We start from the raw sequence: 10,448 nt of genomic DNA, 5'->3' as shown, positions 1-10,448 counted from the left end.
TGGGCGCCGGTGGCTGAGGCCAGCAAAAATGCCGGACCGCCAGCCTGGGAGGTGGTCGAGACCTACCTGCAGGCCAAAAAAGTTATCAAACCGCCCAAGCTCAATGTGCCCCGTCTGGTCGGCGTGGCGGGAAACCCCGGCTTGGCCTGAGGCGTTCCTCAGCCACATCCGCGCAGTAGAGATCGCGCGTTAATGACAAAACCCGGGCACCCCAGGTGTGAAGAGTCAAGAGGTTCTTTCGTGATCGTGAGATTCGGGACATAGGAGATTGGCATCCGATGCCGTGATGCGGACGGTGCCAGTTATAAAAGTGGGTCCAGACGGGTAAGGCTGCACGGCGCTGCTCGGAATTGGCGTAAGCACGACCGTAGGCATTTGTTACAACTGGCTGCCGTGCTGGATAAAGGCCCGCTAACCGCCGCAGCACTTCAGCTGGGCGTGACGCAGTCCACGCTGACCCGCAACATGACGACCTTAGAAATGCGCGCCGGCGAGACGGTGGACTGTGCGGTGTTGGTGGCCATCGGCGTGAGCGCAACCTGGCACCGCCGGGTGCTGGGTGTCTCAGTGGCGCTGTCCGAGGCTGAGGTGCATTGGCGGGCCTTTCTGGACAGCCTGATTGAACGTGGCCTGCGTGGGGTCAAATTCATCGCCAGTGACGACCATGCAGGTTTGAAGGCCGCACGCAAAGCGCTGTTCCCGGGCGTGCCCTGGCAGCGCTGCCAGTTCCACCTGCAGCACAACGCGCAGGGCTATGTCAGCCGACTGGACCAGCGCACACCGGTGGCCCGACAAATACGCGGCATCTTCAACGCCAGCGATGCCATTGAGGCGCAGCGCCTGCTCAACGCCGCACTCAAGGACTGGCAGGTCAGCCACCCGCAGCTGGCGGCTTGGGCGGAGAAAAATCTGCCTGAAGGGTTTGCCGTCTTCGACCTGCCCGAGGGCCACCGGGTGCGTATGCGCACCACCAACGGTTTGGAGCGCCTGAACAAGGAGCTCAAACGCCGAACCCGCGTGGCCACTTTGTTCCCCAACACCAACAGTTGTCTGCGCTTGGTGAGCGCCTTGCTGGCCGAACAAGATGAGGAGTGGATGACCGCAAAAATCTACCTGACCATGAAGCCCTGAGCACCCCCAAAAATAAACACCCAAAACCAAATTCCGAAAAATTACAGAAAAGAAGTTGCTTTATCCAAGTTTGATAGTGTTCGACATGCACTGAAGAACGTTGTATATTTCAGTTGCGCCGGATTTTCTTGCCCGGCCCGCTGATGCAAAACGTCAGCACATCGGATCGCACAACGCCGATGCCCGCTCTGAGCCAAAAGCCACCGGGGATTTCCAACATGGAGTCCCCTATGAGCAAAACACTTAATAATTCTCGCCAAGCAGCCTACAGAGCTCAAGCTGGTTTGTGCTTCTACTGCCGTTGTGCAATGTGGACACGTTCAAGCATTGAGCTGACACGTTCCTACGATATAACGAAACAACAGGCCAAGCGGCTCCAGTGCACAGCCGAGCATCTGAGGCCACGAAGTGAGGGCGGCAGCGATCTACCCGACAACATAGTGGCTGCATGTAGGCACTGCAATTGCACGCGCCACAAACGAAAAATTCCACGAAGCGCCGACGAACACCTTCGTCGGGTGAGGTCCAGAATAAGCGGAGGAAGGTGGCATCCGAGAGAAGTCCTCAGAGTGATGGGACTCCAGGCGCCCGAGGTGCCACAGCGTGACAATCCTGGCGAAATTTAGCGAAAAGTAACGAGCGAAGGCGAGCATAAGTCGTTGATAAATAAGGGGTTTATCCCCCTTTTGATCCGTTTGTCGTGGGTTCGACCCCCGCAGGCCCCACCAAAACTCAAAGCGCCTGACTCGAAAGTAAGGCGCTTTTTCTTTGGCTGATGTCCGCAGAATGCTCAGCCAGAATGGCCCAGCAGAGGCACCTCCAGCTGTGCCTGTTGTGCCACACGAATGCAGTCTTTCATGTGTTCCTCACCAAGGTAGCGGATGGCTGCGTAACCGACCGTGGCCGCGACGATCTGACCGGCGAAGGGCACGTATTTGGCGAGTTGCTTGGTGGTCAGGCGCATGCCGATTTTTGTCGCGGCTTTGATGACCAGCTCGCGGCTGATGAGTTTGCCGATCAGCACCGAGCCGACGATGGTGACGGCCTTCTGGACCTGGTCGCGTTTGTCGGGGTCGAGCTGGTCGAGCTGCTGCGGCGTGAGGCCAAACTCCCTGTTGATCTCGGGGATCAGTCTGGAAAGCATCGCCGCATCGACCGCCCAGTCGAGTCCGGGCACAGGCACGGCGCTGGCCGCAGCGGCGACCACAGCACGTTTGTGCAGCATTTTGCGGCTTCGGGTGACGGCGGCTGAAAGTGCCGCGTCATTGGCGGCCATCTGGAGGGCGGTAGGCATACACCCACTTTAGCTCGATTCACCTCTGAAGGTTAGAGGCGGCGACCTTGCCGGCCTGTCAGACCGCGGCGGTTTCGATCTGCTCGGTGAGTTCCAGCCAGCGCTCCTCCAGCGTGTCCAGTTCAGCGTCTATCGCCTTGAGCCGTTTGCCGGACTGCGCCAGCTCCGCAGGGACGGTGGTGCTTGCCAGCACGCCCTGCAGGCTGTCACGTTCGGCTGTCAGCGCAGCCATGCGGACGTCGATTTTTTCAAGTTCCTTGCGCAGCGGTTTGGTGTTGTCGCTTTGCTGCTGACGGCGCGGGCCATCATCGCGCTTGCCAACCGACTTTTTTGCATCAGATGTGCCTGTAGCGCCCGCCGGCTGAGCGCTGGCAGCTACTGTTTTAGTAGCAACTGCGGCTGGTGCCGGCGCGCTGGCGGCCTTCTTGGCCTCTTCGCGCTGGCGTTTGGCGTAGTCCAGCAGGTACTTCTGGTAGTCGTCCAGGTCGCCGTCAAACGGCGCGACGCCGCCCTGGGACACCATCCAGAACTCGTCACACACGGCGCGCAGCAAGGCGCGGTCATGGCTGACCAGCATCACGGTGCCCTCGAACTCGTTGAGCGCCATGGACAGCGCCTCGCGGGTGGCCAGGTCCAGGTGGTTGGTTGGCTCGTCAAGCAGCAGCAGGTTGGGGCGCTGCCAGACGATCATGCACAGCACCAGCCGGGCCTTTTCGCCACCGCTCATGCTGCCGACGGACTGCTTGACCATGTCGCCGCTGAAATTGAAGTTGCCCAGGAAGCTGCGCAGGTCCTGCTCGCGGGTAGGCTGGTTGCCCATTTTTCCGGCGGCGGTGACTTCCTTGACCAGGCGGATCATGTGCTCAAGCGGGTTGTCGGCCGGACGCAGCACATCGAGCTCCTGCTGCGCGAAGTAGCCGATGTTCAGGCCCTTGCCTTCGGTCATCTCACCACTGATGGGGGCCAATGCCCGCGCAATGGTTTTGACCACAGTGGATTTGCCCTGGCCATTGGCGCCCAGGATGCCGATGCGCTGGCCAGCCAGCACCGACTTGCTGACGTTTTGCACGATGACGGTGGGCGGTGTGCCTGCCGGCGCATCTTCGGGCGGTGGGTAGCCGAACCAGGCGTTCTGCATCGACAGCATGGGATTGGGCAGGTTGGCCGGTTCCTTGAACTCGAAGGTGAAATCGGCTTCGGCCAGCAGTGGCGCGATTTTCTCCATACGGTCCAGCGCCTTGACGCGGCTTTGCGCCTGTTTGGCCTTGCTGGCCTTGGCCTTGAAACGCGCAATGAACTTCTGCAGGTGGGCGATCTTGTCCTGCTGTTTGGAATAAGCCCCCTGCTGCAGCGCCATCTGTTCGGCGCGCAGGTCTTCAAACTTGCTGTAATTACCGCCGTAACGTGTGAGTTTGGCTCGTTCGATGTGGACGGTGACATCGGTCACGGCGTCCAGGAACTCACGGTCATGGCTGATGACCAGCATGGTGCCCTGGTAACGCTGCAGCCAGGCTTCCAGCCAGACCAAGGCGTCCAGATCCAGGTGATTGGTGGGCTCGTCGAGCAGCAGCAGGTCAGACGGGCACATCAGCGCGCGTGCCAGTTGCAGGCGCATGCGCCAACCGCCGGAAAAGCTGTTGACCGGGTTGTCGAGCTCGCTGACCTTGAAGCCCAGACCCAAAATCAAGGCCTGCGCGCGCGCCGGCGCGTCGTGCGCGCCCGAGTCGTAGAGGTCCATGTAGGCATGGGCCATGCGGTCGCCGTCGCCGCTGGCTTCTGAAGCATCAACCTCGGCCTGCGCGGCCAGCAGCACCACGTCGCCTTCGATCACGTAGCTGGTAGCGCTTTGTTCGGTCTCGGGCATGTCCTGCGCAACCTGCGCCATGCGCCACTGCTGCGGAATGTAGAACTCGCCGCCGTCTTCGTGCAGCGTGCCGTTGAGCATGGCAAACAGCGAAGACTTGCCCGCGCCATTACGACCCACCAGGCCGATTTTTTCACCGGGGTTCATGCTGACAGACGCGCTGTCAAGAATCACTTTGGCGCCGCGACGCAGCACCACGTTTTTAAGGGTAATCATTTAAAACAGACAAACTCAGGAAAATTATCGGCCGTGGTGGCCAGGACGCAGGTTTCGGGCCAATCAGCCCAATTGCTCACGTGTGAGCAGCAACACCTGGTCAGGGCCTGCGCTGGTCTCGAACCACAGAGGTTCAAGCTCGGGAAAGGCGCGTTCAAAGTTCTCGCGCTCGTTGCCGATTTCCAGCACCAAGACTGCATTTTCGCTCATATGAGCGGCGGCGTTTAGAAAAAGGCTTCTGATGAAGTCCATGCCGTCCTCACCTCCCGCCAGCGCCAGCACGGGTTCGGCCCGGAATTCGGCAGGCAGGGTGGCCATGGTGGCTGCATTGACATAGGGCGGGTTGCACAGAATCAGGTCGTAGGGGCCGGGGCAGGCGGCCAGTCCGTCGGATTCGATGAGCGTGATGCGCCGCTGCAGATCATGGACGTCCACATTGATGCGGGCCACGGCCAGCGCGTCGGTGCTGACGTCCGCCGCGTCGACGGCCACGTCTGGATACGCCATGGCCGCCAGCACCGCCAGACTGCCGTTGCCGGTGCACAGGTCCAGAACCCGAAAAGGCTGGGCCCCCACGCTTGCCACCTCGTGTGCTGCGCTGCCCCCCGAGGGGGCGCTCGCTTGCTGGGGGCGGCCCGGCGCGGCGCTCGGCTCGCGGAGCCAGGGGTCGATGCTTTCATCAACCAGCAGCTCGGCAATCAGCGAGCGCGGAATGATCACCCGTTCATCGACATAAAAGGGCACGCCCTGCAGCCAGGCTTCGCGCGTGAGGTAGGCGGCGGGCTTGCGGGTGCTGATGCGTGCTTCCAGAAGAATAGCAACCTTTACAGCATCGGCGGGGGCTACAGGGGTATTTTCTTCCTCATCCAGCTCGTCCAGCGGCAGGCCCAGGCGCCACAGCACCAGCCAGGCGGCTTCGTCAAAGGCGGTGAGGGTGCCTTGGCCAAACCCGTCGGCTTGGGTCAGGCCGGCTGCTTCGAGCCGGTCGGCCCAGTGTTCGACGAGTGCAATGACGGTGGTGGGGGCCGGCGTGGCGCTCACAGGGCGGCCAGGCGTTCCAGAACGCCCTTGTAGATGTTTTTGAGCGGCTCCAGCGAGCTGACCAGCACATGTTCGTCAATCTTGTGGATGGATGCGTTGATCGGGCCAAACTCGATCAGTTGGGGGCAGATGCTGGCGATAAAACGCCCGTCGCTGGTGCCGCCGGTGGTGGAAAGCTCGGTGACCACCCCGGTCTCGGCTTTGATGGACGCACTGACCGCCTGCACCAGCTCGCCCGGTGTGGTCAGGAAAGGCTGGCCGCCCAGCGTCCATTTCAGGCTGTAGTCGAGCTTGTGTTTCTGCAGAACGGCTTCAAGCCGGGTTTTCAGGCTGCCGGCCGTTGATTCGGTCGAAAAGCGGAAGTTGAAGTCCAGCACCAGCTCGCCCGGGATGATGTTGGACGCGCCGGTGCCAGCATGCACATTCGATACCTGCCAGCTGGTCGCCGGGAAAAATTCGTTGCCAGCGTCCCATTCGGTGGCGACCAGCTCGCCAAGGGCCGGGGCGAAGCGGTGGATGGGGTTGTCTGCCAGATGCGGGTAGGCAATGTGGCCTTGAACACCCTTGACGCTGAGTTTGCCGCTCAGGGTGCCGCGCCGGCCGTTCTTGATCATGTCGCCGAGTCTGTCCACCGAGGTCGGCTCGCCGACGATGCAGTAGTCCAGCACCTCGCCGCGCGCTTTGAGCTGCTGGACCACAACGGCCGTACCATCCACCGACGGGCCTTCTTCGTCGCTGGTGATCAAAAAGGCAATGGACAGATTCGGCTGGGGGGTGGCGGCCAGAAACTCCTCAACGGCGACCACCATGGCCGCTATGGACGTTTTCATGTCAGCGGCGCCGCGGCCAAATAGCACGCCGTTGCGGTGGCTGGGCGTGAAGGGCGGGCTGCTCCATTGCTCCAGCGGCCCGGTCGGCACCACGTCGGTATGACCGGCAAAAACCAGTGTTTTGAGCTCTTGGTTTGCTATCGAATCAGTAGCTGCTTGCGCCCGTCCTGAAAGGGCTGAAGAGCTAAAACCCTTAAATTTCGCCCACAGGTTGGTGACGCGGAAGTTGTCCGGTCCGCTGAGGATGGTCTCGCATTCAAAGCCCAAGGCCTGCAGCCGCGCCGCCAAGATGGCCTGGCAGCCTGCATCGTCCGGGGTGACGGACGGTCGTGAAATCAGTTGCTCGGCAAGGCGCAGTGTGGATGACATGAAAACGGGGCTGGGTTGCGCTCAGGGGTTGCCGTAGCCGGTGTTGCCGGTTTTTCCGTCGTGGCGGACGTCGAGCGTGATTTCGGTGAACGAGGCCTCATCGTCCTGGTCTTCTTCCGGCTCTTCGGCCTTCGCAGCTGCCGCAAAATCGTTTTCCAGGCGCCACATCAGGTTGGTGGGCGAGTCGGCGTACAACACGCCTTCCTTGCGCGTGACGGTGCCATTGACGATCAACTTGGCGATGTCCTGCTCGAAGGTCTGCGAGCCTTCGGCCATGGACTTTTCCATGGCTTCCTTGACGCCGGAGAAATCACCTTTTTCGATCAACTCCGAGATCAGCTTGGTGTTGAGCATGACCTCGACCGCCGGCGTGCGGCCGCCGGCCTGGGTGCGCAGCAGGCGCTGCGACACGATGGCCTTCATGGCTGCGCCCAGGTCGCCCAGCATGGTGCTGCGCACTTCCACCGGGTAGAAGCTCAGGATGCGGTTGAGCGCCTGGTAGCTGTTGTTGGCATGCATGGTGGCCAGGCACAGGTGGCCGGACTGCGCATAGGCAATCGCCGCCGACATGGTTTCCCGGTCGCGGATCTCGCCGATCAGAATCACATCGGGTGCCTGGCGCAGCGCGTTTTTCAACGCCACCTGCAGCGACTGCGTGTCGCTGCCAACCTCGCGCTGGTTGACCACCGATTTTTTGTTGGTGAAGAGAAATTCCACCGGGTCCTCGATCGTCAGGATGTGGCCTGGCTGAGTGGCGTTACGGTGGTCCATCATGGCGGCCAGCGTGGTGCTTTTGCCGGCACCGGTCGAGCCGACCATCAACAGCAGACCGCGCTTTTCCATGATGAGCTCAGCCAGGATGGGGGGCACGTTCAGGCTTTCCAGCGCCGGGATTTCGCTGGGGACATAACGGATCACCGCCGCATAGGTGCTGCGTTGCCTGAAGCCGCTGATGCGGAAGTTGCCGACGCCGGCCAGCGGGAACCCCATGTTGAGCTCTCCGAGCTCTTCGAGTTCCTCGATTTTTTCGGGCGGCAACACTTCGGCCAGCAGGTTGCGCGGCGCGTCTGGTGGCAGCACCTGGTTGTTGATCGGGATCGCCTCGCCGTTGATCTTGATCAGGGCTGGCGAATGCGCCGACAGGTAAACGTCGGAGGCCTTTTTATCGGCCATCAAACGCAGGATTCGTTCCATCGTGCTCATGCTCTGCGCGTTCATTGTCGGGTTCCGATCAAGAAATCAGTCAGTCACGGAGGAGGTCATTGAGACTGGTGGTGGCGCGGGTTTTTGCATCCACGCGTTTGACGATCACGGCGCAATACAGCGAGTATTTGCCGCCGGCCTTGGGCAGATTACCCGAGACAACAACGGAGCCCGCCGGGATGCGGCCATAAGTCACGGTGTCGGCTTCACGGTCATAAATCGGTGTGCTCTGGCCGATATACACACCCATGGAAACCACCGAGTTTTCCTCGACGATCACACCTTCGACAATTTCGGAACGCGCGCCGATGAAGCAGTTGTCCTCGATGATGGTCGGGTTGGCCTGCAGGGGTTCGAGCACGCCGCCCAGGCCGACGCCGCCGGACAGGTGCACATTTTTACCGACCTGCGCGCAGCTGCCGACCGTGGCCCAGGCGTCCACCATGGAGCCTTCATCGACATACGCGCCTATGTTCACGTAGCTGGGCATCAGGATCGCGCCCTTGGCGATGTAGCTGCCGCGACGCGCCACGGCGGGCGGCACCACGCGCACGCCGCTTTCCTTCATTTCCTGCTCGCTCAGGTGCGAGAACTTGGTCGGCACCTTGTCATAAAAGCCGAGGTCGCCGGCACGCATCAGCACGTTGTCTTTCAGGCGAAAGCTCAGCAGCACGGCCTTCTTGATCCACTGATGGGTCGTCCACTGGCCTACACCCTGGCGCGTAGCCACGCGCAGGCGACCGGCGTTGAGTTCGGCAATCGTGTGCTCGACCGCGTCCTGCACTTCTTTCGAAGCGGCTTGGGGTGAGAGGTTTGCACGGTCTTCCCAGGCGGCGTTGATGATGCTTTCGAGTTGGTCTTGTTTCATGTTGCTTTGGCGGTGGATTGGATGAACTGAACGATTCTTTCGGCGGCTTCCACACATTCGGCGGTTTCAGCCACCAGGGCCATGCGGATTCTGCCGGCGCCCGGATTCTGGCCGCGGGCTTCGCGGGCCAGGTAGCTGCCCGGTAGCACCACGACATTGTAAAAGCCAAGCAGCTCGCGCGAAAAAGCCGCGTCGTCGCCGGAAAAACGCGCCGGAACCTGCGCCCACAGGTAAAAGCCGGCGTCGGGCAGCGCCACATCCATCACGGCGGCCAGTAGCGGCGTCACCTGGGCGAACTTCTCGCGGTACAAGGCGCGGTTCGCCACCACATGGGCTTCGTCATCCCAGGCCGCGATGCTGGCTGCCTGCACGATGGGGCTCATGGCGCTGCCGTGGTAGGTTCGGTAGAGCAAAAACGGCTTGATCAGCGCGGCGTCGCCGGCGACAATGCCGCTGCGCAGGCCAGGCACGTTGCTGCGTTTGGACAGGCTGGTCATTGCGATCAGGTTTCTGAAGTCGCTGCGGCCCAGCTGCGCTGCGGCCTGCAGGCCCCCCAACGGCGGCTCGTCACGAAAATAGATCTCGCTGTAACACTCGTCGGAGGCGATGACAAAGCCGTGCTGGTCGCTGAGGTCGAACAGCAGCTTCCATTCGTCAAGGCCCATCACCGCGCCGGTGGGGTTGCCCGGCGAACAGACAAACAGCAGTTGTGTCCTGGCCCAGACGTCGTCTGGCACGGCGGCCCAGTCCACCGCAAAGTTACGCGCCGGGTCGCTGGGCGCAAACCAGGTGTCGGCGCCGGCCAGCAAGGCCGCGCCTTCGTAGATTTGATAAAACGGATTGGGGCTGACCACTGTTGCCCCGACGCGTGTCGGGTCAATGACGGTTTGCGCCAGCGCAAACAGGGCCTCGCGCGAGCCGTTGACCGGCAGTATTTGTGTTGCCGGGTCCACGGCCAGGCCGTAGCGGCGCTGCATCCAGCTGGCCATGGCTTGGCGCAGTTTAGGCTCGCCGGCGGTGGCCGGGTAACTTGCCAGTCCGGCCAAGCTGGCGGCCAGAGCGTCCTTGATCAGCGCAGGTGTGGCGTGTTTGGGCTCACCTATGCCCAGGCTGATAGGCCGGTACGCCGGGTTGGGGGTAACACCGGCGTGGAGTTGGCGCAGCCGCTCGAAAGGGTAGGGCTGCAGGCGTTGCAACAATGGATTCATGGCCCGGATTATCCAGTGTGGACGGCCTGCCGGTATCCGACCTTCTGCGGCTGCCCCCGATTTGCTACTGAAATAATAGCTGCTGGGTAAATACTGATAAGGGCTAGAGACCTATTTGGTGCGTCAAGGGCGGGGGCAAACCGGGTGGCACGCCGATATGGCTTGACCGCTGTGTGGCGGCAAGGAATGAGTCACCATTTTTTACAGGCACCAGGCCCGGGGGCTCGGGTAACATTGCGGACTGTGCATTGCTTGAAGCGGGTCAGGCGCCAATCAAAAGCGCCATATAAATCAACAAGTTAGCTTCAAAGCGCGAATAAAAAAACAGGGTCCGCCGTGCGTCTCAATTCGATCAAGTTATCCGGGTTCAAATCGTTTGCTGAACCGACCAATTTTGTCTTGCCAGGCCAGCTGGTCGGCGTGG

The 10,448-nt window shown here is 61.3% G+C and carries 9 protein-coding genes and 1 pseudogene; 2 read left to right on the top strand and 8 right to left on the bottom strand.

Features of this window, described 5'->3' with window-relative positions:
* Positions 1 to 217: 217 nt before the first annotated feature.
* A pseudogene (locus tag ACESMT_RS19290) lies at positions 218 to 373 on the bottom strand (IS481 family transposase); the annotation flags it as partial.
* Positions 374 to 393: 20 nt separating this feature from the next.
* Between ACESMT_RS19290 and ACESMT_RS19285 the strand changes: the two are divergent.
* A complete protein-coding gene (locus ACESMT_RS19285) occupies positions 394 to 1,131 on the top strand; it encodes a transposase (protein WP_372828211.1) in 738 nt (245 codons plus the stop codon).
* A gap of 143 nt (positions 1,132 to 1,274) precedes the next feature.
* Positions 1,275 to 1,757, top strand: a complete 483-nt coding sequence (locus tag ACESMT_RS19280) for an HNH endonuclease (RefSeq protein ID WP_372828210.1) — start codon at positions 1,275 to 1,277, stop codon at positions 1,755 to 1,757.
* Positions 1,758 to 1,921: 164 nt separating this feature from the next.
* Here ACESMT_RS19280 and ACESMT_RS19275 read toward each other — a convergent pair whose 3' ends face one another.
* The 7 genes from ACESMT_RS19275 to dapC all read right to left on the bottom strand — a co-directional run bounded on the left by ACESMT_RS19275 (position 1,922) and on the right by dapC (position 10,024).
* A complete protein-coding gene (locus ACESMT_RS19275; protein WP_372828209.1) occupies positions 1,922 to 2,425 on the bottom strand; it encodes a hypothetical protein in 504 nt (167 codons plus the stop codon).
* Positions 2,426 to 2,483: 58 nt separating this feature from the next.
* Positions 2,484 to 4,505 (bottom strand): ABC-F family ATP-binding cassette domain-containing protein, encoded by a 2,022-nt coding sequence (locus ACESMT_RS19270; protein ID WP_372828208.1) that lies wholly within the window; start codon positions 4,503 to 4,505, stop codon positions 2,484 to 2,486.
* A 63-nt stretch (positions 4,506 to 4,568) separates the two neighbouring features.
* Positions 4,569 to 5,546, bottom strand: coding sequence for a HemK family protein methyltransferase (locus ACESMT_RS19265; RefSeq protein WP_372828207.1), 978 nt, complete (start codon positions 5,544 to 5,546; stop codon positions 4,569 to 4,571).
* A complete protein-coding gene (gene dapE, locus ACESMT_RS19260) occupies positions 5,543 to 6,745 on the bottom strand; it encodes a succinyl-diaminopimelate desuccinylase (protein WP_372828206.1) in 1,203 nt (400 codons plus the stop codon). Before dapE ends, ACESMT_RS19265 begins: the two co-directional genes overlap by 4 nt.
* Before the next feature lie 21 nt (positions 6,746 to 6,766).
* Entirely contained in the window at positions 6,767 to 7,948 is a 1,182-nt protein-coding gene (locus ACESMT_RS19255; RefSeq protein WP_372828205.1) for a PilT/PilU family type 4a pilus ATPase, read from the bottom strand.
* Positions 7,949 to 7,988: 40 nt separating this feature from the next.
* On the bottom strand, positions 7,989 to 8,816 hold the full coding sequence (gene dapD / locus ACESMT_RS19250) for a 2,3,4,5-tetrahydropyridine-2,6-dicarboxylate N-succinyltransferase (protein WP_372828204.1): 828 nt from the start codon (positions 8,814 to 8,816) through the stop codon (positions 7,989 to 7,991).
* Positions 8,813 to 10,024, bottom strand: coding sequence for a succinyldiaminopimelate transaminase (gene dapC / locus ACESMT_RS19245; RefSeq protein ID WP_372828203.1), 1,212 nt, complete (start codon positions 10,022 to 10,024; stop codon positions 8,813 to 8,815). The genes dapD and dapC overlap by 4 nt, the downstream gene beginning before the upstream one ends.
* Positions 10,025 to 10,448 lie beyond the last annotated feature (424 nt).

It is taken from the genome of Polaromonas sp., from assembly GCF_041689105.1.
Lineage (GTDB): Bacteria > Pseudomonadota > Gammaproteobacteria > Burkholderiales > Burkholderiaceae_C > Polaromonas.
This window is presented reverse-complemented; position numbering and strand designations above follow the sequence as displayed.

Coding starts and splice junctions, on each gene's coding strand:
- ACESMT_RS19280 (WP_372828210.1), top strand. CDS start 1,275: ATGCAAAACGTCAGCACATCGGATCGCACAACGCCGATGCCCGCTCTG.
- ACESMT_RS19275 (WP_372828209.1), bottom strand. CDS start 2,425: ATGCCTACCGCCCTCCAGATGGCCGCCAATGACGCGGCACTTTCAGCC.
- ACESMT_RS19270 (WP_372828208.1), bottom strand. CDS start 4,505: ATGATTACCCTTAAAAACGTGGTGCTGCGTCGCGGCGCCAAAGTGATT.
- dapE (WP_372828206.1), bottom strand. CDS start 6,745: ATGTCATCCACACTGCGCCTTGCCGAGCAACTGATTTCACGACCGTCC.
- ACESMT_RS19255 (WP_372828205.1), bottom strand. CDS start 7,948: ATGAGCACGATGGAACGAATCCTGCGTTTGATGGCCGATAAAAAGGCC.
- dapD (WP_372828204.1), bottom strand. CDS start 8,816: ATGAAACAAGACCAACTCGAAAGCATCATCAACGCCGCCTGGGAAGAC.
- dapC (WP_372828203.1), bottom strand. CDS start 10,024: ATGAATCCATTGTTGCAACGCCTGCAGCCCTACCCTTTCGAGCGGCTG.